This window comes from Azospirillum sp. A1-3 (assembly GCF_023806445.1).
Classification (GTDB): domain Bacteria; phylum Pseudomonadota; class Alphaproteobacteria; order Azospirillales; family Azospirillaceae; genus Azospirillum.
In genome coordinates, this window is record NZ_JAMSLU010000001.1 from 277,501 (window position 1) to 299,547 (window position 22,047).

Annotated in this window: 17 protein-coding genes, 1 tRNA gene and 2 rRNA genes (1 of these 20 only partly in view); 12 read left to right on the forward strand and 8 right to left on the reverse strand. The window is 68.0% G+C overall.

Annotated elements, in window-relative coordinates:
* From M5E06_RS01290 to M5E06_RS01305, 4 genes are all read left to right on the forward strand, one after another.
* Positions 1 to 2,075 (forward strand): 23S ribosomal RNA (locus M5E06_RS01290) (it extends 670 nt beyond the left edge of the window).
* Between the two features lie 131 nt (positions 2,076 to 2,206).
* Positions 2,207 to 2,322 (forward strand): 5S ribosomal RNA (gene rrf, locus M5E06_RS01295).
* Positions 2,323 to 2,400: 78 nt separating this feature from the next.
* Positions 2,401 to 2,477 (forward strand) — tRNA-Met (locus M5E06_RS01300).
* A gap of 195 nt (positions 2,478 to 2,672) precedes the next feature.
* A complete protein-coding gene (locus tag M5E06_RS01305) occupies positions 2,673 to 3,623 on the forward strand; it encodes an MBL fold metallo-hydrolase (protein ID WP_252136889.1) in 951 nt (316 codons plus the stop codon).
* Positions 3,624 to 3,637: 14 nt separating this feature from the next.
* On the opposite strand, the gene tyrS is transcribed toward M5E06_RS01305, so the two are convergent.
* The 8 genes from tyrS to M5E06_RS01345 form a co-directional block, all read right to left on the reverse strand.
* On the reverse strand, positions 3,638 to 4,885 hold the full coding sequence (tyrS, locus tag M5E06_RS01310; RefSeq protein WP_502801952.1) for a tyrosine--tRNA ligase: 1,248 nt from the start codon (positions 4,883 to 4,885) through the stop codon (positions 3,638 to 3,640).
* A gap of 233 nt (positions 4,886 to 5,118) precedes the next feature.
* Positions 5,119 to 5,712, reverse strand: coding sequence for a YcbK family protein (locus tag M5E06_RS01315; protein WP_252136891.1), 594 nt, complete (start codon positions 5,710 to 5,712; stop codon positions 5,119 to 5,121).
* A gap of 198 nt (positions 5,713 to 5,910) precedes the next feature.
* Positions 5,911 to 6,816 (reverse strand): RadC family protein, encoded by a 906-nt coding sequence (gene radC / locus M5E06_RS01320; protein WP_502801953.1) that lies wholly within the window; start codon positions 6,814 to 6,816, stop codon positions 5,911 to 5,913.
* A 105-nt stretch (positions 6,817 to 6,921) separates the two neighbouring features.
* Complete coding sequence (locus M5E06_RS01325; protein WP_252136893.1) at positions 6,922 to 7,482, reverse strand: cytochrome b; 561 nt, start codon at positions 7,480 to 7,482, stop codon at positions 6,922 to 6,924.
* A 43-nt stretch (positions 7,483 to 7,525) separates the two neighbouring features.
* Positions 7,526 to 7,744: a hypothetical protein gene (locus M5E06_RS01330; protein ID WP_252136894.1), complete on the reverse strand. Its 219-nt coding sequence runs from the start codon at positions 7,742 to 7,744 to the stop codon at positions 7,526 to 7,528.
* Positions 7,745 to 7,863: 119 nt separating this feature from the next.
* On the reverse strand, positions 7,864 to 9,303 hold the full coding sequence (locus tag M5E06_RS01335) for a sensor histidine kinase (RefSeq protein WP_252136895.1): 1,440 nt from the start codon (positions 9,301 to 9,303) through the stop codon (positions 7,864 to 7,866).
* Complete coding sequence (locus M5E06_RS01340) at positions 9,300 to 10,001, reverse strand: response regulator transcription factor (RefSeq protein ID WP_252136896.1); 702 nt, start codon at positions 9,999 to 10,001, stop codon at positions 9,300 to 9,302. Before M5E06_RS01340 ends, M5E06_RS01335 begins: the two co-directional genes overlap by 4 nt.
* Positions 10,002 to 10,116: 115 nt before the next feature.
* Entirely contained in the window at positions 10,117 to 11,085 is a 969-nt protein-coding gene (locus M5E06_RS01345; RefSeq protein ID WP_252136897.1) for a tripartite tricarboxylate transporter substrate binding protein, read from the reverse strand.
* A gap of 675 nt (positions 11,086 to 11,760) precedes the next feature.
* Here M5E06_RS01345 and ykgO point away from each other — a divergent pair.
* From ykgO to M5E06_RS01385, 8 genes are all read left to right on the forward strand, one after another.
* Positions 11,761 to 11,886 carry a type B 50S ribosomal protein L36 gene (ykgO, locus tag M5E06_RS01350; RefSeq protein ID WP_012973122.1) on the forward strand — a complete coding sequence of 42 codons (126 nt, stop codon included), beginning with the start codon at positions 11,761 to 11,763 and terminating at the stop codon, positions 11,884 to 11,886.
* Between the two features lie 206 nt (positions 11,887 to 12,092).
* Positions 12,093 to 13,580: an FAD-linked oxidase C-terminal domain-containing protein gene (locus M5E06_RS01355; RefSeq protein WP_109150155.1), complete on the forward strand. Its 1,488-nt coding sequence runs from the start codon at positions 12,093 to 12,095 to the stop codon at positions 13,578 to 13,580.
* A 16-nt stretch (positions 13,581 to 13,596) separates the two neighbouring features.
* Positions 13,597 to 14,895, forward strand: coding sequence for an FAD-binding protein (locus M5E06_RS01360; RefSeq protein WP_252136898.1), 1,299 nt, complete (start codon positions 13,597 to 13,599; stop codon positions 14,893 to 14,895).
* Between the two features lie 17 nt (positions 14,896 to 14,912).
* Positions 14,913 to 16,238, forward strand: coding sequence for a glycolate oxidase subunit GlcF (gene glcF / locus M5E06_RS01365; protein WP_252136899.1), 1,326 nt, complete (start codon positions 14,913 to 14,915; stop codon positions 16,236 to 16,238).
* 195 nt (positions 16,239 to 16,433) lie between these two features.
* On the forward strand, positions 16,434 to 17,141 hold the full coding sequence (gene pcsA / locus M5E06_RS01370) for a phosphatidylcholine synthase (protein ID WP_109075280.1): 708 nt from the start codon (positions 16,434 to 16,436) through the stop codon (positions 17,139 to 17,141).
* A gap of 226 nt (positions 17,142 to 17,367) precedes the next feature.
* Complete coding sequence (locus M5E06_RS01375) at positions 17,368 to 18,348, forward strand: cation diffusion facilitator family transporter (RefSeq protein WP_252136900.1); 981 nt, start codon at positions 17,368 to 17,370, stop codon at positions 18,346 to 18,348.
* Positions 18,348 to 19,097: a DUF72 domain-containing protein gene (locus M5E06_RS01380; RefSeq protein ID WP_252136901.1), complete on the forward strand. Its 750-nt coding sequence runs from the start codon at positions 18,348 to 18,350 to the stop codon at positions 19,095 to 19,097. The genes M5E06_RS01375 and M5E06_RS01380 overlap by 1 nt, the downstream gene beginning before the upstream one ends.
* Before the next feature lie 138 nt (positions 19,098 to 19,235).
* Positions 19,236 to 21,992, forward strand: a complete 2,757-nt coding sequence (locus M5E06_RS01385) for a DUF2339 domain-containing protein (protein WP_252136902.1) — start codon at positions 19,236 to 19,238, stop codon at positions 21,990 to 21,992.
* Positions 21,993 to 22,047: the final 55 nt, after the last annotated feature.

Below are 22,047 nucleotides of genomic sequence, written 5' to 3' on the forward strand. Positions count from 1 at the left end.
TCTAGCCATGGGCAGGTTGAAGGTGCGGTAACACGCACTGGAGGACCGAACTCACGCCTGTTGAAAAAGTCGGAGATGACCTGTGGCTAGGGGTGAAAGGCCAATCAAATCAGGAAATAGCTGGTTCTCCGCGAAAGCTATTTAGGTAGCGCGTCGGATATCACCTGCGGGGGTAGAGCACTGGATGGGCTAGGGGGGCGCGAGCCTTACCAAACCTAACCAAACTCCGAATACCGCAGAGTGCAGTCCGGCAGACAGACGGTGGGTGCTAAGGTCCATCGTCGAGAGGGAAACAGCCCAGACCGCCAGCTAAGGTCCCCAAATCACGGCTAAGTGGGAAAGGATGTGGGAAGGCCATGACAACCAGGAGGTTGGCTTAGAAGCAGCCATCCTTTAAAGAAAGCGTAATAGCTCACTGGTCTAGTTAAGCCGGCCTGCGCCGAAAATGTATCGGGGCTCAAGCCGTGTACCGAAGCTGCGGATGTGATCTTCGATCACGTGGTAGCGGAGCGTTCCGTAAGCCTGCGAAGGGTGTCCGTGAGGCCGCCTGGAGGTATCGGAAGTGAGAATGCTGACATGAGTAGCGACAAACAGTGTGAGAAACACTGTCGCCGAAAGTCCAAGGGTTCCTGCGCAAGGTTAATCCACGCAGGGTGAGCCGGCCCCTAAGGCGAGGCCGAAAGGCGTAGTCGATGGGAACCACGTTAATATTCGTGGGCCTGGCGGAGGTGACGGATCGGAAAGCGTGTATGTCCTTATCGGATTGGACATGCTGTGGACCGGTTCCAGGAAATAGCCCCGCCGTATAGACCGTACCCCAAACCGACACAGGTGGACTGGTAGAGTATACCCAGGCGCTTGAGAGAATGGTGTTGAAGGAACTCGGCAAATTGCCCTCGTAACTTCGGAAGAAGAGGGCCCCGTTGTGGCGCAAGCCATGGCGGGGGGCACAGACCAGGGGGTAGCGACTGTTTACTAAAAACACAGGGCTCTGCGAAGCCACACAAGGCGACGTATAGGGTCTGACGCCTGCCCGGTGCCGGAAGGTTAAGAGGAGAGGTGCAAGCCTTGAATTGAAGCCCCGGTAAACGGCGGCCGTAACTATAACGGTCCTAAGGTAGCGAAATTCCTTGTCGGGTAAGTTCCGACCTGCACGAATGGCGTAACGACTTCCCCGCTGTCTCCAACACCAACTCAGCGAAATTGAACTCTCCGTGAAGATGCGGAGTTCCCGCGGTCAGACGGAAAGACCCCGTGCACCTTTACTACAGCTTTGCAGTGGTGCTAGGGACTTCATGTGTAGGATAGGTGGGAGGCTTGGAAGCATGGGCGCCAGCTCGTGTGGAGCCATCCTTGAAATACCACCCTTGAAGTCTCTGGCATCTAACCGTGGCCCGTTACCCGGGTCCGGGACCCTGCATGGCGGGTAGTTTGACTGGGGCGGTCGCCTCCCAAAGTGTAACGGAGGCGCGCGATGGTGGGCTCAGAGCGGTCGGAAATCGCTCGTCGAGTGCAATGGCATAAGCCCGCCTGACTGCAAGACTGACAAGTCGAGCAGAGACGAAAGTCGGCCATAGTGATCCGGTGGCTCCACGTGGACGGGCCATCGCTCAACGGATAAAAGGTACGCCGGGGATAACAGGCTGATGACTCCCAAGAGTCCATATCGACGGAGTCGTTTGGCACCTCGATGTCGGCTCATCACATCCTGGGGCTGGAGCAGGTCCCAAGGGTTCGGCTGTTCGCCGATTAAAGTGGTACGTGAGCTGGGTTTAGAACGTCGTGAGACAGTTCGGTCCCTATCTGCCGTGGGTGTCGGAGTTTTGCGAGGATCTGTCCCTAGTACGAGAGGACCGGGATGGACATACCTCTGGTGCACCGGTTGTCACGCCAGTGGCATGGCCGGGTAGCTAAGTATGGACGGGATAACCGCTGAAAGCATCTAAGCGGGAAACCCACCTCTAAACCAGAGCTCCCTTGAGAGCCGTGACAGACCATCACGTCGATAGGAGGCATGTGGACGGGCAGCAATGCTCGAAGCTAAGCCTTACTAATCGCTCGATCGGCTTGATCTCACCCCCACACAACCGCGCCATGCGCAGCAGCAAGCCTGCTTGACGCAACACCGCCAGTTCGATACTCCTCACCTCACTTGCACTGAACAAGCACATGCTTCGGATAAAGCGTCGGTCTTGAGCCTTGGTGACCTGGTGGTCATGGCGAGGTGTCAAACACCCGATCCCATCCCGAACTCGGCCGTGAAAAGCCTCCGCGCCAATGGTACTGCGTCTTAAGACGTGGGAGAGTAGGTCGCCGCCAGGTCACTCAGGCTCAAGAGACGCCAAACACCAAAGCATAAGCTTGCATCTTCACCATCCATCAGCCCATATCAAGAACATCCGCGGGGTGGAGCAGCCCGGTAGCTCGTCAGGCTCATAACCTGAAGGCCGCAGGTTCAAATCCTGCCCCCGCAACCAAATCAGCAAAGAGCCCGCCTCCGCAAGGAGAGCGGGCTCTTTGCTGTTCATGGTCTCCAGCGGTACAGGCGCCATTCCAGCCCCGCAAACGCATTGCATGGTTTCAGATGCAACGATATGGTTGGCCCAACCGATCAATGATGGTCGCGCCACCTTGAGGGTTGGGGGCGTCGGCCGCGTCTGTGGAGAAACCGGATGTCCAAGAACTTCGCCTCGCACGCCGACCTGGACGAGAAGACCGTCAGCTTCGACAAGCTGTCGGACAACGCCTATGCCTACACGGCGGAGGGCGATCCCAACACCGGTATCGTCATCGGTGACGATGCGGTGATGGTGATCGACACCCAGGCGACTCCGGTGATGGCTCAGGACGTTATCCGCCGCATCCGCGAGGTCACCGACAAGCCGATCCGCCATGTCGTTCTGTCGCATTACCATGCGGTGCGCGTTCTGGGCGCGTCGGGCTATGCGCCGGAACAGATCATCGCCAGCGAGGACACCCGCGACCTGATCGTCGAGCGCGGCGAGGCCGACATGGCGAGCGAGATCGGCCGCTTCCCTCGCCTGTTCCGCGCCGTTGAATCGGTGCCCGGCCTGACTTGGCCGACCATCACCTTCCGCGGCCACATGACGATGTGGCTTGGATCACTGGAGGTGCAGTTGCTGCAACTCGGCCGTGGCCACAGCAAGGGCGACACGGTGGTGTGGCTGCCGCAGCAGAAGATCCTGTTCTCCGGCGACCTCGTCGAATATGGCGCCACCCCCTATTGCGGCGACGCCTATTTCACCAACTGGCCGGCGACGCTCGACGCCATCGCTGCGCTGAAGCCCGAAAAGCTGGTGCCCGGTCGCGGCGCCGCCCTGACCACGGCGGAGCAGGTGCAGGAGGGGCTGCGCGGCACCCGCGCCTTCACCAGCGAGCTGTTCGAACTGGTCAAGCAGGGCGTGGCCCAGGGCAAGGACCTGCGGGCCATCTACAAGGACACCTACGCCGCGCTGAAGCCGAAGTTCAGCCAGTGGGTGATCTTCGACCACTGCATGCCCTTCAACGTCACCCGCGCTTATGACGAGGCGACCGGCCACGTCGATCCCCGCATCTGGACCGCCGAGCGCGACATGGAGATGTGGCGTCAGCTGGAGAGCTGACGCCACGCCTCCGGTCAGGGGGTAAGGATCAGGCGGACATGGCGCTTGCGGCCGGCCGACAGGACGGCCGGTGCGGTGAGCGTCGAGGCCTCGTCCGTCACCGGCTGGCCGTCCAGACGGGCGCCGCCCTCGCGGATCAGGCGGCGCGCCGCGCCCTTGGAGGCCGACAGGCCGGCCGCCACCAGCGCATCGACCAGCGGCACGCCGTTGGTCCCCTCCGCAAGCCGCAGAGTGACCTCCGGCAGGACGTCGCCATCGGGGGCGAAGGGGCTGCCGGCGGCGGAGGCTGCCCGGTCTGCCTTGGCCGCGCCATGGCACAGGCGGGTGGCCTCCGTCGCCAGGATGATCTTCGCCTCGTTGATCTCGGCGCCTTCCAGCCGCTCCAGCCGGGCGATCTCGTCCAGCGGCAATTCGGTGAACAGGCGCAGGAAGCGGCCGACGTCGGCATCCTCGGTGTTGCGCCAGAACTGCCAGAAGTCGAAGGGCCTCAGCGCGTCGGCGTTCAGCCACACCGCACCGCCGGCGGTCTTGCCCATCTTGGTGCCCGACGCGGTGGTCAGCAGAGGCGTGGTCAGGCCGAACAGCTCGCGCCGGTCGACCCGGCGGGCCAGCTCGATGCCGTTGACGATGTTGCCCCACTGGTCCGATCCGCCCATCTGCAGCAGGCAGCCGTGGCGCCGCGACAGCTCCAGGAAATCATAGGCCTGGAGGATCATGTAGTTGAACTCCAGGAAGGTCAGCGGCTGTTCGCGCTCCATCCGCTGGCGCACCGACTCGAAGCTCAGCATGCGGTTGATGGTGAAATGGCGGCCGACATCGCGCAGGAAGGGCACGTAGTCGAGCCCGTCCAGCCAATCGGCGTTGTCGACCATCATGGCATCCGTCGGACCGTCCCCGAAGGTCAGGTATTGGCCGAAGACACCGCGTAGACCGGCGGCATTGACGGCGATCTGGGCGTCGTCCAGCATCGGTCGCGTGGTGTCGCGGAAGCTGGGATCGCCGATCCTGGTGGTGCCGCCGCCGATCAGCACGATCGGGCGGTTGCCGGTGCGCTGAAGCCAGCGCAGCGCCATGATCGACAGCAGATGCCCGACATGCAGGCTTGCCGCTGTGGCGTCGAAGCCGACATAGGCGGCCAGCGCCCCGCCCGGCGCCGCGGCGGCGAGGCCCGACAGGTCGTCGGCCGGGTCGCTGCATTGGTGGAGGAAGCCGCGCTCCCGCAGGATGTGCAGGAAGTCGGCGGCATTGGAACTGGTCGGCATATGAGACATCTCTACGGTTGGCCGGGCCGTCCGGAGACTGTCTCTGTATGGGGAGAGAACCATGGCCGCCGGACTTGCGACGGCATGGTTTCGGGTATGACCGATCGACGCCGCGCTATGCGAGCGGCGGATAATACATCGGGGCAGTGAGGGCGATGCGGTCGGTCATGGCGGCAGTCCTACCTGGGGATGCCGGAAAGATCCACCCCCATCAGGTCAATGCAGGTCCCCGCTCACCGGCGCCCGAGCATCTGGCGGCGGGCAAGCGCGCGGTGGAGCTGCATGCGCTGCGACACGCTGCGCAGGCGGGGGCTGCGGGCGCCGGGGGCGAACAGCCCGTCCAGATTCTGGCCGAACATTTCCCAGCTGCGCAGCGGGCCGGTGTCGATGTGCAGGAAATGCGAGCGTGGATACCAGCCGACGCCGCCGCGTTTGAGGTCCAGCGCGCTGCGGTGCGCGTCGGGTAGGCGCGACGACAGGGTGACATCCAGGGCGCGGCCCAGCAGATGCTGGCTGTGCTCCGCCACACCCAGGCTGCGGGCGGCGAGCATGGCGTTGGTTTCCGGCGTGCGGAAGGCCGATAGGATGGTCGCCTTGGACTGGCCCACCGCCTCCAGGATGTCGGCCAAGAAGTCGAGCGTGCCGACGTCGACCGGCCCTTCCTTGTTGGCGCGGTGGTCGCGCAGGAACTTGGCGAGATCGGCCATCGCGTCGGGCAGCGGGCCGGAGGCGTCGCGATAGGGGCCGTCGAAGGATTCGCCGGTGTTCTGGTTCTTCAGGCTGAGACGGCGCGGCGCGGCGGGGGCGGCCAGAGCGCGGTCGGACATCAGAACCAGCGCTCCGCACCCGATCAACAGGCTGCGGCGCTTCAAGGATAAGGGCGAGGAGCACATGCGGTCAGTCGATTCCTTCGGCGGGGCACCGTCAGGTCAACAAAATGGCGACCGATTCGCAAATGCAAAGTGGCGGCGCATGGCGCGGCTGCATGGGAAGCGGGAGAAGGGGGAAGCGGGAGAGCCGGGCTTTCACAGCAGGCGTTGCGCCTTGAAGCTGGTGTGGCGGCCGCCCTTGCCGATCACCAGATGGTCGTGGACGACGAGACCGACGGCGTTGCCGGCACGGACGATCTCCTTGGTCATCTCGACATCGGCGCGGCTGGGGGTTGGGTCGCCGGAGGGGTGGTTATGGACGAGGATCACGGCGGCGGCCGACAGCTCCAGCGCCCGCTTCACCACCTCGCGCGGGTAGACGGGGGTGTGGTCGATGGTGCCGCGCTGCTGCACCTCGTCGGCGATCAGCTTGTTCTTGCGGTCGAGGAACAGCAGGCGGAACTGCTCCGTCGGTTCATGCGCCATGGCGGCGGCGCAATAATCGATCAGCGCCTGCCAGGAGGCGAGAACCGGCCGGTCGATCACCCGCTGCTGCAGGGCGCGCAGGGCCGCCGCCCCGACGATCCGCACGGTGGCGACGGCGTTGTCGGTGCCGAGCGACACGCCCTCCGCCTTCAGGCCGCGCAGCCGTTCGGGCGGAGCGTTGACCACCCCCCACAGGTCGCCGAAGGTGCGGATCAGCAGCTTTGCCAGCGGCTTCACGTCGCGCCGCGGGCTGGCGGCGAACAGCACCATCTCCAGCAGCTCGTAATCCTCCAGCGCGTCGGCGCCGCGGTCGAGGAAGCGGCGGCGCAGCCGGTTGCGGTGGTCGAGGTAATGGGGATCGCCGTCCTCCGCTCCGTCCTCCGTCCCGCCGTCTGTGGTGGTGGGCAAGACGTCGGTGGTGGCATCGGTCGGGGACGACAGCAGGTCCGGGAAGGGCAGGAGGCCGGCGCTCTGGCCGGCATCGTCCATCTGCGCGCCGCCGTCCTTGCCCGCCGTTCCGCGGGCACTCCGGCCGCGTCCCCCCGAAGCTTGTCCTGCCGTCCTGCGTCCTGCCATCGGTCATCGCCATGCATGTGTATGGAGACGACTATAGCGTCTGATCGCGCGAGCGCACAGGGGTCGCGCTCGCGCGGATGGGGAAAGCCGTGGGTCGCCCTCGGTTCAGTCGGCGAGGCCGTGCTGTTCGCTGCCCCGGCCGGGCAACATGCGGGTCAGGACGTTGTCGCGGCGGACGAAGTGGTGCCACAGGGCCGCCGCCGCATGAACCGCGGCGAGCGCCAGGATCAGGTTGGCGCCGAGCTCGTGGATCTCCTTCACCGAGCGGCCCAGCGTGCGGTCCGCCTCGACCGGGGAGGGGATGGTGAACAGGCCGAAGAAGGACAGCGTGTCGCCGCGCAGCCAGGTCAGCACCACGCCGACCAGCGGGATGCCCAGCATCAGGAGGTAGAGCCCGAGATGGACGGCCTGGGAGGCGCCGCGTTCGACCGGCGTCATCTCCGGCGGCAGGGCGGGCGTGCCGCGGGTGAAGCGCAGCCCGATCCGCGCCAGCACCAGCCCCAACAGCAACAGGCCGAAGGAGATGTGCAGCCACCAGATCGTGGCGCGCATCGGATGACCGCGTTCATAGAAGTCCTCGCCGAAGGTCAGCAGATAGACGCCGACGATCAGAAGGGCGATCAGCCAGTGCAGGGTTTTCTGGGTTGCGCTGTAGGTGTTGGGCATCGGACGGACTCCTGTGGAAGGGCGGCGTTGATCGCGCCTCCATTCAGGCGGTGATGTTCAGGGTGCGGCCGCGGTTGGGGTCGGCGGGCAGGCTGGGAGCGGACCCGCGCGACTCGGCGGCCTTGGCGGCGGCGCTCTCGGTCGTGTCGTTGTCCCGGTCGCCGTCGCTGTCGATCCCGGTGGGGGCCGGCGTGGAAGCGGGACGGCTCTGCAGCGGCGACGGCATCGACGGCAGGGTGGCGGAGGACATGGCGGACAGCATCGGCGGTCATCCTGGCAAGAGCGGTGGGACAAGAGCGGTGAGGGGCCGGGGCCGGTCATGCCGGCGCGGCTGGGGAGGGGCAGTCCCCACCGGTCTATCCTGCCAAGCTTACATGTGGCTTACGGGGCGCCGGAGGCAGCCGGGATCGGGCGTCCTGCGTCGGTTCGCCGCTGCATAGGCGGAAAGTGCAGGGTGAAGCTGGCGCCGCCGCCGGGGGTGTCCTCGACCGAGACGCTGCCGCCATGGGCCGCCATCGTGCGGGCGACGATGGACAGGCCCAACCCGGCACCTTTTGAGCCGTCGGCGCGGTCGCGGCCGCCCTGCCAGAAGCGTTCGAACACATGGGCGCGCAGGTCCGGCGGAATGCCGGGGCCGCGGTCGATCACCCGCAGCACCGGCTCGCCGGCGGCCGAAACCGCCAGCTCGACGCTGACCGTCCTGCCGGCGGGGGCATGGCAGACGGCGTTTTCCACCAGATTGCGCAGGGCGCGGAACAGCGGGTCATGAGCGCCGCGCACCGGCAGCGGCCGGTCGTCGCCGACCACCTCGATCAGGCGCCCCTGCCCGAGCGCCAGTGGGGCGAGGTGGGCCGAGACCTCCACCGCCAGCCGGGCCAGATCGACCATATCGTCGGGGGCGATGCGCAGGGCGTCCAACCGGGCCAGATCGAGCAGCTGGTCCACCAGCCGGGCCATGCCGGCGACATCCTCGCGGATCGGGGCGCCGGGGGTGCCGATCAGCGCCAGATGGGCGTCCAGCACCGCCAGCGGCGTGCGCAGCTCGTGCGCGGCGTCGGCGATGAAGCCGCGTTGCGCCTCGTAGCCGGCCTCCAGCCGGTCCAGCGCCTGGTTGACCGCGCGGACCAGGGGCAGGACCTCGCGCGGCATGCCCTGTTCCGGCAGCCGTTCCGACACGCTGTCCGGCCCGATGGCGGCGGCGCGGGCCGACGCGCGGCGCAGGGGGCGGAGGCCGCGATGGATGATGACGAGGTTGACCAGGATCAGCACCAGGGCGAAGGGCAGCCAGATCCAGCCGAAATGCTCGACGAACTCCTCCAGCAGCCATTCGATGTGCAGCTCCTCCTCGGCGGAGGCCACCTGGATCCAATAGGGCTGGCCGCCGACGGTGATGCGGTGGCTGAGCCCATAGAGCGGCGGTTCGCCATTCTGCGCCGGCACGCGGAAGACGTTGCGCGGCCGGTCCGTCGCGCTGGGGTCGAGTGGGCCGTCCACCCCGTCGGAGCCGAGCAGCAGCCGGTCGTCCCCATCGACCACGGCGAAGGAGGCGGCATTCACCCGCAGCATCGCGCGCACCGACTCGGGCAGGTCGGTGTTCAGCCGGCCGTCCTTCTTCTGGTCGTCAGGCCCGCGAATCGCCTTCTCGATGACGCGGGCGACGCCGGACAGGGTCCGCTGGCGCATGCGGTCGTGGGTGCCCTTGAACTCGACATAGAGCAGCAGCGCCGTGGTGGCGACCGCCAGCAGCGTGACCAGCACCAGCCAGCGGGCGATGGCCGCCAGCAGGGATGGCGGGCGGCTTTCAGTCGTGCCAGCGCTCATTCTCCGCTCTCCCCGCCCACCTCCGCCGGGGCTTCGGTCAGGATATAGCCGATGCCGCGCAAGGTCTGGACGCCGGCCGTCGCACCGGCGGCCTGCAGCCGCTTGCGCAGCCGGTGGATCAGCACCTCGACCGCGTTCGACCCGACCTCGTCGCCGAAGCCGTAGAGGCCGTTTTCCAGCGCCGCCTTCGACACCACCCGGCCGGCGCGCCGCAGCAGCAGCTCCAGCGCGTCAAGCTCGCGCCGGCTGAGGTCCAGCGGCCGGCCGGCGACGGTCGCCAGCCGGGCGGCCGAATCGAAGGCGACGTTGCCCTGCTGCAGCACCATGCCCAGCGCCGCTCCCGGCCGGCGCAGCAGGGCGCGGATGCGGGCCACCAGCTCCTCCAGCGCGAAGGGCTTCAGCAGATAGTCGTCGGCCCCCAGGTTCAGGCCCCTGACCCGGTCGTCCACCCCATCGCGGGCGGTCAAGATCAGCACCGGGGTGGTGTCGGCCCGCGCCCGCAGCGCCGACAGCAGGGTCAGCCCGTCGGCGTCGGGCAGGCCGAGGTCGAGCAGGACGGCGTCGAAACCGGCGACCGCCAGGGCGGCCGACGCATCCTCCGCGCTGTGGACGAGGTCGACGGCGAATCCGGCCTTGCGCAGCCCCTCGGCGGTCAGGGACGCCAGCCGGCGGTTGTCTTCGATCAGCAGCAGCCGCAAGGGGAAATTCCGGAACCGTGGGCGGGATGCGGTGGCCGCGACTTTCCGCCTTTTGCCCGGCGACTGCAAGCAAGGCCCTACAAGGACAGGGGCGGGCGGTGGAGCTGTCCGGCGCTCACCTCAGCCAGGGGGCGGTGGCCCACAGGTCGCGCAGGTCCTTGGTCGATCTGGTCAGTTCGGCGGCGTACTGGTCGGGAGGCAGCAGGCGGAGAGGCTGATACAACTCCTTCATCCTGGCCTGGAACGCCGGATCGTCGGCGGTACCGGCCAGGGCGTCGACCAGCCTTGCCCGCACCTCGGGCGGCAGCCCCCGCGGGGCGGCGAAGCCGCGCAGCGACGACATCAGTGTGGAAAAGCCCTGCTCCGTGAAGGTGGGGATGTCCGGCGCCTGCGGCTGCCGCTGCTCGGTCATCACGCCCAGGATGCGGATGCGGTCCTTCTTCTTGTACTGCATCGCCTCGCCCATGTTCACGCCGCTCAGCATGATCTTCTTGTTGGCCAAAGCCGCTTCGTTGGCGGCGGCGCCCTGGAAGGGCACATGGGTGAAGGTCACGCCGGCCTGGCGCTGGAACATCAGCATCGCCAGATGGTCGTCGGACCCGATGCCGGTGGTGCCGACCGTCACGCTGTCGGGGTTGGCTTTGGCGAAGGCGGCGACGTCGGCCAGCGAGCGGAACGGGCTGTCCTGGTGGACCGCAAAGGCGCCGGGATCGTCCACCAGATTGTAGAGCGGGTCGAGCCGGTCCAGCGAATAGCGGGCCTGGCGTTCGATCGGGATGGCGTTGACGTTGGGCGAGTTGATGGCGCCGATGGTGTAGCCGTCGGGAGCAGCGTCGGCGATGGCGGCGAAGCCGATCTCGCCGCCGGCGCCGGGCTTGTTCACCACCTCGATCCGGGCGCCGTTGCCCAGATGCCGTTCAAGAAAGGGTACCAGCGTACGGACCAGCAGATCGGTGCCGCCGCCCGTGCCGAATGCGACGATCATCGTGATCGGCTTCTCCGGATAGGCCGCCCGGGCATGCGTCGCCGACAGGAACAGAGCGCCGGCCACGGATGCCAGGGTCAGAGCTTTCCAGAACGTCATGGTCCCCCCTTCGACAATGCACCGTGCGGGCGGGCCGGAGGCGGCTTGCCGTGCGGCAAGGGGCGGCATCCGGGCCGATTCGGTACAAAACGGCAGCCATTCCGGCGGGTTCGCTGTAATCGCGCATGGCGACGGTCCGGCTGCCGCGGAATATCTGGGATTGTTCCTAATTCAGCAAGAACAATCCTTCAATGCTGAAGCATATGGCTTCGCGTCATCGCGTCAATACACCGCAGAAAATCGGGTATGATTGATAGCCGGGATGGGAAAATCCAAATGTGTACTGCAGATATGCCGTGGAAGTCCGAAGATTTTGCTTTTCCTCTCTCGGCGGCGGGAAGTCGAGAATCGTCGGCGGACAGTCGTCTTCCGCCTCCCGGCCGCCGATGGGCCTTAACGCAGAGTTGCAGGCGTCCGATATGCTTTGGCGTCTTGTCGCCAGGTTTTTTCCCTTTATTCGGGAGGGCGATGAAATCTTTATCGGCCTGTGATGTGCGATGCATTCATCGGTACTCGCGGCTGTGGCGCCGGATGGGCCGCGGACGGCGGAACGGGCGGCGGCAGGCCGATGGAAAAGGACGGCATTCCGGGCCATTCCCGGGCGTTGACAGTTGGTGGGCACCGCACTATGGTGCGCGCCTTCAATCGAGCCGCCGAGCGTTCAGGAACAGCATCATGAAAATCGTCAACTCCCTGAAGTCGATGAAGACGCGCCATAAGGCCTGCCGCGTGATCCGCCGCAAGGGCCGCGTCTACGTCATCAACAAGCAGAACCCCCGTTTCAAGGCCCGCCAGGGCTGATCGATCCGCAAGGGTCGATCGACTGCGAGGCAGGGCATCGCGCCCAGCCTCTCCGTCATCGGGTGTTTACGCAAGAGCCGCGCCTTCGGGTGCGGCTCTTGCGTTTTGGGCCTCCCGATCATGAGCGGCATCGGCTTGTATTAGGATCCCGGCGGATGGTACGTGTGGCGGACGAGTTCGCCGCAACGGGATAAGGACCGCCCGCCATGAAGATGCCGGTGCCGGACAGCGGGGTGATCGCCCGCCGCCGGGAGATCGTGGAGGCGCTGCGCGCCATCGTTCCCGGCGAAGGCGTCATCGTCGACGAGAACGAGCTGCGCGCCTATGAGTGCGACGGCCTGACCGCCTTCCGCCAGCTGCCGATGGTCGCCGTGCTGCCCAGCACGGTGGAGCAGGTGTCGCAGGTCCTGAAGGCCTGCAAGGCGATGGGGGTGAAGGTGGTGCCGCGCGGCGCCGGCACCTCGCTGTCCGGCGGGGCGCTGCCGCTGGCCGACGGCGTGCTGCTGGGGATGGGCAAGTTCAAGCGCATCCTCGACATCGACTATGCCAACCGCTGCGTCACCGTGCAGCCGGGGGTGACCAATCTCGGCATCTCCAACGCGGTCGCGCATGAGGGCTTCTATTACGCCCCCGATCCGTCCAGCCAGATCGCCTGCACCATCGGCGGCAACATCGCCGAGAATTCCGGCGGCGTGCACTGCCTGAAATACGGGCTGACCACCAACAATGTGCTGGGGCTGGAAATGGTGCTGATGGACGGCACCGTCATCCGGCTGGGCGGCAAGCATCTGGACGCCGGCGGTTACGACCTGATGGGAATCATCACCGGGTCGGAGGGGCTGCTGGGCGTGGTGACCGAGGTCACGGTGCGCATATTGAAGAAGCCGGCGACCGCCCGCGCCGTGCTGCTGGGCTTCCCGACCAGCGAGCAGGGTGGCGACTGCGTGGCGGCGATCATCGCCGCCGGCATCATCCCCGGCGGCATGGAAATGATGGACCGCCCCGCCATCCACGCGGCGGAGGCCTTCGTCCATGCCGGCTACCCGCTGGACGTCGAGGCGCTGCTGATCGTCGAGCTGGACGGCCCGGCGGCGGAGGTCGACCACCTGATCGACCGGGTGGAGGCCATCGCCCGCGACAAGGGCGCCTGCTATGCCCGCGTGTCGACCAGCGAGGAGGAGCGGCTGGCCTTCTGGGCCGGGCGCAAGGCCGCCTTCCCGGCGGTGGGGCGGATCAGCCCCGATTACTACTGCATGGACGGCACCATCCCGCGCAAGGCGCTGCCGCTGGTGCTGCAACGGATGCAGGAGATGTCGGACCGCTGCGGCCTGCGGGTCGCCAACGTCTTCCATGCCGGCGACGGCAACCTGCACCCGCTGATCCTCTATGATGCCAACAAGCCGGGCGAGCTGGAGGCGGCGGAGGAGTTCGGCAACGACATCCTGCGCCTGTGCGTCGAGGTCGGCGGCGTGCTGACCGGCGAGCATGGGGTCGGCGTCGAGAAGCGCGACCTGATGACCGACCAGTTCGACGAGGCCGACCTCCAGCAGCAGCAGCGGCTGAAATGCGCCTTCGATCCCGACGGTCTGCTGAACCCCGGCAAGGTCTTCCCGACGCTGCACCGCTGCGCCGAGCTTGGCCGGCTGCATGTCCACCAGGGGGAACTGCGCTTCCCCGACATCCCGCGCTTCTGAAGGGCCGCTGTCCGTCATGACCATCACCACATTGAAGCCGGAGACCGCCGCGCAGGTGACCGACGCGGTGCGCTGGGCTCTGTCGGCCGGCGAGCCGCTGGAAATCCTCGGCAGCGGCAGCCGCCGCGGGCTGGGCCGCCCGGTGCAGGCCGGCCACGTGCTCGACCTGTCGGGCCTGTCGGGCGTCATCGCCTATGAGCCGGAGGAGCTGGTGCTGACCGCGCTGGCCGGCACGCCGATGGACACCATCCGCGCCATGCTGTCCGACCGTGGGCAGCATCTGGCCTTCGAGCCGCCGGAAGGAGGAACCTTGGGCGGTCTGGTCGCAAGCGGGCTGGCCGGTCCGCGCCGCATCTCCGCCGGGTCGGCCCGCGATCACACGCTGGGGATCGCCGGCGTCAGCGGCCGGGCCGAGGCCTACAAGGGCGGCGGCAAGGTGGTGAAGAACGTCACCGGCTATGACGTCCCGAAGCTGATGGCGGGCTCCTTCGGCACGCTGACCGCGCTGACCGAGATTACGGTCAAGGTGCTGCCGGCGCCGGAGGACACCGCGACTCTGCTGCTGTTCGGGCTGGATGATGCGGCGGCGGTGGCGATGCTCGACCGCGCGCTGCGCAGCCCTTACGAGGTGTCGGGCGCCGCCCATCTGCCGGCGGGGACCGCCGCGCGGTCGGGTGTGTCCGAGGTGGCGGGAGCGGCCGGAGCGGTGACGCTGGTGCGGCTGGAGGGCTTCGGCCCCTCGGTCGCCGCGCGCGTCACCATGCTGCGCGAAGAGCTTCGGGCCGATGGGGTGCTGGGGCGTGACGACTCGCTGGCTGTCTGGCGCGAGGTGAGGGATGGGGTGGGGTTGGGGGAAGTGGTCGCCGATGGCCCCCTCCCCAACCCTCCCCCGCCTTCGGCGGGAGAGGGGGCCTTGCCGATGACGCCCCAATCTCCCTCCACCGCGCCAGCGGGGGAGGGTCGGGGAGGGGGCAAGCGCAGCGACACCTCCCACCTCTGGAAACTCTCCGTTCCCCCCTCGGCCGGCCCCGCCACCGTCGAGGCAATCCGTCGGACGCTCGACGTCGAGGTCTTCTATGACTGGGGCGGCGGGCTGGTCTGGGTGACGGCGCCGCCCGACTCGGCGGCAACCATCCGCACCGCGCTCTCCGCCGGCGGCCACGCCACGCTGGTGCGGGCGCCCGAGGCGGTGCGCGCGGCGACGGACGTGTTCCAGCCCTTGCCCGAGCCGCTGATGGCGCTGAGCCGCCGGGTCAAGGAAAGCTTCGACCCCAAGGGCATCCTCAACCCCGGCCGCATGTATGCGGGGCTGTAACGGGAAGACCGATCTCGATGCAAACGAACTTCTCGCTGGCCCAACTGGCCGATGCCGCGATCCGCGAATCGGACCAGATCCTGCGCAAATGCGTGCATTGTGGCTTCTGCACCGCGACCTGTCCGACCTACACCATCCTGGGTGACGAGCTGGACAGCCCGCGTGGCCGCATCTACCAGATCAAGGACATGCTGGAGAAGGGCGGCCCGCCGCCCGACACCACGGTCAAGCACATCGACCGCTGTCTGTCCTGCCTGTCCTGCATGACGACCTGCCCGTCGGGCGTCCATTACATGCATCTGGTCGATCATGCCCGCGCCCATATCGAGGCGACCTATACCCGCCCGCCGGCCGACCGGGCGGTGCGCGACCTGCTGGCGCGGGTGCTGCCCAACCCGCGGCTGTTCCGGATGGCCCTGCTTGGCGCCTCGCTCGGCCGGCCGTTCCGCGTCATGCTGCCGAAGCGGCTGTCGGCCATGCTGTCGCTGACCCCGTCCAGCGTCCCGGCGCCGAGCTACAGCGACCGGCCCGGCACCCATCCGGCCGAGGGGGCGCGCAAGAAGCGGGTGGCCCTGCTGATCGGCTGCGCCCAGCAGGTGCTGGCGCCGCAGATCAACGAGGCGACCATCCGCCTGCTGACCCGCCACGGGGTGGAGGTGGTGGTGTCCAAGGGCGCCGACTGCTGCGGCGCCTTGACGCACCACATGGGCAAGGAGGACCTCGCCCACGCCGCCGCGAAGAAGACCATCGACGCCTGGACGAAGGAGATCGAGGGCGAGGGGCTGGACGCCATCGTCATCAACGCATCGGGCTGCGGCACCAGCGTCAAGGATTACGGCCACATGTTCCGCGAGGACTCCGCCTATGCCGCCAAGGCGGCGCGGGTGGCGTCGCTGGCGAAGGATGTCACCGAACTGATGGACGAGATCGGGCTGGCCCGGCCGGTGGTGGAGACGGGGCAGGCGGTCGCCTACCACTCCGCCTGTTCGATGCAGCATGGCCAGCGCATCAAGGAGCCGCCGCGCGCCCTGCTGCGTGCCGCCGGCTTCCTGGTGAAGGAGATTCCGGACGCCCATCTCTGCTGCGGGTCGGCCGGCACCTACAACATGCTGCAGCCGGAACTGGCGGGGGAGTTGCGCGACCGCAAGGTCGCCGCCATCGAAAGCACGCAGGCCCAGGCGGTGGCGGCCGGCAATCTCGGCTGCATCACCCAGATCGCGTCGGGCACAGGACTGCCGGTGGTCCACACGGTGGAGTTGCTGGATTGGGCGACCGGCGGCCCGATGCCCGACGCGCTGGCCGGCCGCGCCGCCTTCCGCCAGGGTGGCGCACGGGCGGCCTGAGCGGCAAGGCGGGGAGGGCGGCAAGGACCGGGGCGCACGTCAGCGTGGGCGGAGCCGGGGGTTCCGTACCCCCACAATTCTGTGTTTATCTAAGTTCATCTGTGTCAGAAAATCCGCCCGCTTCTCCGCCCATCCTCCCATCCCCGCCCCGTTCAGGTCATCACCTTGTCCTTGCCACCCACGGAAAACATCAGCATGAGCGCCGCCTACGGAATCACCCAACGCCTGTCGGCTTGGGGCGTTCACATCTTCACGGCCAGCGGCGCCGTGCTGGGGCTGCTCGGTCTGCTGGCGGCGGCGGCGGGCGACGCCAAGCTGTGCCTGATGTGGCTGGGCATCGCGCTGGTCGTCGACGGCGTCGACGGCACGCTGGCCCGCCGCGTCTCGGTCAAGCAGGTGCTGCCGGGCATCGACGGGTCGGCGCTGGACCTCGTGATCGACTACCTGACCTATGTCGTCGTGCCGGCGGTGTTCATGCACCGCTTCGGCCTTCTGCCGGAGGGGCTGATCAGCATCGCGCTGGCCGCCTGGGTCCTGCTGACCGCGCTCTATTGCTTCGCCAATGTCGGGATGAAGAGCGGCGACAATTATTTCGTCGGCTTCCCGGCGATCTGGAACGTTGTCGCCCTCTATCTGTGGCTGCTCGACCTCAGCCCCTGGTTCAATGCGGCGGTGGTGGTGGCGCTGGGGCTGCTGACCTTCACCACGGTCAAGTTCCTGCATCCCTTCCGCGTCAAGGCGCTGATGCCGCTGAACATCGGCGTCACCACGGTCTGGCTGCTCTGCTGCATCGCGCTGGTGGTGCTGGAGCCGGCGCGACCGGGCTGGCTGTTCGGCCTGTGGCTGGCGACCTCCGTCTATTACGCCGCGGTCTGCGCCTGGCGGACCCTGCGCGGTCCCTGATGAAATCTCCCTCTCCCCCCGGGGAGAGGGTCGGGGTGAGGGGGAACCGCGGCGTGGCTGTATCGGGAATCCGGAGCGCCGGCATTCTGACTGATCCCCGCCATGCATCCCCCTCACCCTAACCCTCTCCCCGGGGGGGGGGAGAGGGGATTCTCAGGGAACCGGGACGGCCGGCGGACGTTGCTCATGGGCAGTCCGGCATCCGCTCCAGCGAAGGGTTCCCGCTTTGGCCGAAGGCTCCACCAAGGTCGTGCTCGCCGCGCTCGGCGGCAATCTGATGATTGCGCTGACCAAGTTCGTCGCCAGCGCGATGACCGGCAGCGCCGCCATGTTCAGCGAGGCGATCCATTCCGTCGTCGACAGCGGCAACCAGTTGCTGCTGCTCTACGGCATCCGCCGCGCCCGCCGTCCGCCGACCCCGCAGCATCCCTTCGGCCATGGGCGCGAGGTGTATTTCTGGTCCTTCGTGGTCGCCGTGCTGCTGTTCGGCATCGGTGCCGGCCTGTCCGTCTATGACGGCTGGCACGCCCTGTCCAACCCGGAGCCGGTGGAAAGCCCCTGGGTGAATTTCGCCGTGTTGGGCTTCGCCGTGCTGTTCGAGGGCTTCTCCTGGTTCGTCGCGCTGCGCGAGTTCCGACGCACCCAGAGCGGCGTCGGCATCCTGTCGGCGCTCCACCGCTCGAAGAATCCGTCGGTCTTCGTCGTGCTGCTGGAGGATACGGCGGCGCTGGTCGGCCTGCTGCTGGCCGGCATCGGCCTCTATCTGGGCGAAGTGACCGGCAATCCCATCTACGACGCCTATGCCTCCATCGCCATCGGCGTCGTGCTGGCCATCGTCGCTGCGCTGCTCGCCTACGAGTCGAAGGGGCTGCTGATCGGCGAGTCGGCCGACCGCCGCATCGTCGAGGGCATCCGCCGCATCGTCGGCGAGGAGGCGCGGGTGAAGCGCCCGCTCGATGTGCTGACCATGCATATGGGCCCCGACGACGTGCTGCTGAACCTGTCGGTGGAGTTCCAGGACAGCCTGAACGCCCGCGAGGTGGAGGACGCCGTCTGCACGCTGGAAAGCCGCATCCGCAGCCAATACCCGATCATCCGGCGCATCTTCGTCGAGGCCGAGTCGCTGCGCGCTCGCCGGGGCCGGCAGGAAGATGGCCGGCAGGCGGATGACGGAGCCGCCCCGGCGCAGGGGCTTCCCGCCGAGTGATGGCGACGGCCCACCCGATCCGCATCGGCACCGCCGGCTGGAGCATCCCGAAGCTCTCGGCCCCGGCCTTCCCGGTCGAGGGCACCCATCTGGAACGCACCGCCCGCGTCATGCCGATGACGGAGGTGAACAGCAGCTTCTACCGTCCGCACAAGCCGGAGACCTGGGCGCGCTGGGCGGCCTCCACCCCGCTCGGCTTCCGCTTCGCGGTGAAGCTGCCCAAGGCGATCAGCCACGAGGCTCGGCTGGTCGGCACGGAGGCGGCGCTGGACCGCTTTTTGGCGGAGGCGGGGATGCTGGGCGACCGCTTCGGTCCGTTGCTGGTGCAACTGCCGCCCAGCCTGCGGTTCGACCGTGGGGTGGCGGAGGATTTCTTCGCGCTTCTGCGCGCCCGCTTCGACGGCGACGTGGTGTGCGAGCCGCGCCACGCCTCCTGGTTCACCGACGCGGCCGAGTCGCTGCTGGTCGCCCACCGCGTTGCCCGCGTCGCCGCCGATCCCGCGCCGGTGCCGGGAGCCGGCGAGCCGGGCGGTTGGGACGGGCTGCGGTACTGGCGGCTGCACGGGTCGCCGGTGATCTACCGCTCCGCGTACGAGCCGGCGGTGCTGGACGCGCTGGCCGAGAGGTTTTTGGCGGAGGCGGCGCTGCGGCCGGTCTGGTGCGTCTTCGACAACACCGCCGATTTCCACGCCGTCGACGACGCGCTGGCGACGATGGCGCGGCTGGGAATGGAACCGCCCCGCACGTAGGTCCGACGAACTCTCGATTATCGGCGGACTCTCCTTTGGTGGGAGCCTCCAGCACGACCGAGACAGTGCATTGTTGCAAGGCTATGCTGCGGCAAAACGCCCCCGATAGAGGGGCAACGTCGTGCAGGCGGTGCGGTCATGGAGTTCGTCGTTCTACTGCTGATCTTCGGCTTCATCACCCACCGGTTGGACCGGCGGTTGAAGGCACAGGCGGCTGAAATCGCTCTCCTGCGCGGCAGGCTGGACAAGGCGCTGACCGGCGCGCTGCCGCTCTCTTCCGCCGAGGCCGCTCCCGCCGAGGTGCCGGTCCCCGAGGTCGAAGCGCTTCCCGAGGAGGAGATCGGCGAACCGGTCTTCGCGTCCGAAGCGGAAGAAACGGCGGCCCCTCCGCCACCGGAACCCGCCGCTCCGGCCCCGCCGCGGGCGGGTTGGCGCGAGTTGGAGGAATCGCTGGCCTCGCGATGGCTGATCTGGCTCGGCGGCGGCACCATGGCGCTGGCGGCGGCCTTCTTCATCAAGCTGTCGGTCGATCACGGCTGGCTCGGGCCGAGCGTCCGCGTCGCGCTCGGGCTGCTCGCCGGCTTCGGACTGATGGTGGGGGGCGAGTGGCTGCGCCGCCGGCCGATGCAGCGTGCTGTCGCCGCCCTGCAGCCGGATTACGTGCCGCCGGCCCTGACCGCCGCCGGCCTGTTCACCGCCTTCATCAGCGTCTATGGCGGCTTCGCCCTGTTCGGCCTGTTCGCACCGCTGGTCGCCTTCGCACTGCTGGCCGCCCTGTCGCTGATCGGCATCGGGCTGTCGCTGCTGCAGGGGCCGCTCATCGCGGCTTTGGGGCTGCTGGCCGGCTATGTCTCTCCCCTTCTGGTGTCGACGGACAATCCCGACGCCTGGGGCCTGTTCGCCTATCTGCTGGCCCTGAACGGGGCGGGGATGGCGGTGGTGCTGTATCGCGGCTGGCGCTGGCTCGGCTGGGGGGCGCTGACCGGTGCGGCGCTGTGGCCGCTGCTCTGGCTGATCGACCCCTGGCGCAGCGGCGACGCGCTGCCGACCGGCATCTACCTGCTGTTGACCTCGGCGCTGTTCCTGGTGCCGGCGGTGCTGGGCGTGCTGGACCAGACTCCGCCCGAGCCCGCCCCCACCACCGGCTGGCGCCGGGCCTTGCCCGACTGGATCCGGCGCAAGCAGCGCCACCCCGCCGACCGGCTGGCGATGATGGCGATGCGGCTGTTCGGCCTGCTGGTCGCCGCCGTCACCTGGATCGACGACCACGGCTCGGTGTCGCTGATCGCGCTCGGCCTGTTCGCCCTGCTGGCGATGGTCGCCGGCCGGCGGACGGAGCGGATCGCCGGGGTCGCCTGGATTGCCGCGCTGACCGTGCTGCTGTCGCTGGCGCCCTGGAGCCTGCCCTATGTCCCCGCCAGCCCGCCGCCGCTGAATGCGGACGGCCAGCCGCTGATCGTCGTCGATCCCGCCGGCTATCCGGCGGCGGTCGCGCATTTCCTGTGGGTGGCCGGCGGATTTGCCGCCTTGTTCGGCATCGGCGGCTTCATCGCCCTGTGGGATGCGCGGCGGGCCGCCCCGTGGGCGTCGCTATCGGCGCTGGTGCCGCTGGCCCTGCTGACGCTGGCCTATGCCGTGGTGGCACCGCCGGAGACCGCCATCGGCTGGCCGGCCGCCGCGCTGGGGCTTGCCGGCCTGCTGGTCGGCGCCACCACGCCGCTGGCCCGCCACCGCCACCGTCCGGGCGCCTCGCTGGGGCTCGCCGCCTTCGCCGCCGGAGCCACCGGCGCCATTGCGCTTGGCGCCACCATGGTCTTGCAGGAGGCGTGGCTGACGGTCGCGCTGGCGATGCAGGTGCCGGTGCTGGCATGGCTGGAGCAGCAGCTGAATCTGCGCGAGCTGCGCGGCGTCACCCTGCTGGTGGCGGTCGCCGTGCTGGTGCGGCTGGCGGTCAATCCGTATGTGCTGGATTACGAAGGCTATGGCTGGATCGCCTACGGCTATGGCCTGCCGGCGCTGGGCTTCCTGGCGGCGGCGCGCTGGATGCGGTCTGCGCCGGATGGAACGGGCGACGATCTGGTGGTGATGGTGCTGGAGGCCGGCGCCCTGATCTTCACCACCCTGATGCTGTCGCTGGGCATCCACCGCTGGATGTCCGGCAGCCTGGAGGAGGCGCCGTCCACCCTGGCGGAGGTGGCGCTGCACACCCTGTCCTGGCTCGGCCTCGCCCTGCTGCTGGCGGCCGACCGGCGGTGGAGCGCGCGGCCCGTCGCGGTGTGGGGACGGCGCCTGCTGGTGCTGCTGGCCGCCTTCAACGTCGTCTTCCTGCATCTGACCGCGCTGAACCCGCTGTGGAATTTCGAATGGGTCGGCACCTGGCCGGTGGTCAACCGGCTGCTGCTGGCCTATGGCGCGCCGGCCGTGCTGGGGCTGGTCTATCTGTGGTACGACCCGCCGCCGTCGCGCAGCCTGCGCAGCGCCGCTCCGGTTCTGCCGCTGCTGCTGATCGCCACCAATCTGGCGCTGGAGATCCGCCACGCCTTCCAGGGGCCGGTCCTGGCTGGCTACGGGGTGTCGGACGCCGAATGGTACAGCTATTCCGCCGGCTTCCTGCTGTTCGCGGTGGCGATGCTGGTGGCGGGCATCCGCTTCGGCTGGGGCTGGATGCGCCATGCCGGGCTTATTCTCGTGCTGGCGGTGGTCGCCAAGGTGTTCCTGAGCGACATGTCCGACCTGGAGGGGATGTATCGCGTCGCCTCCTTCCTCGGCCTCGGCCTCTGTCTGGTCGGCACCGGCTGGCTCTATCAGCGGCTGCTGCGCCCGCCGCCGGCCGGTGGGACACCGGAGTCGCCGCTCCCACCCACCGACAATCTGTTGGACCAACGGACGCATTGACAGGCCGGGCGCGGGACGCTCCCATACGGGCAAGGATGGGCCGGGGCAAACCCGG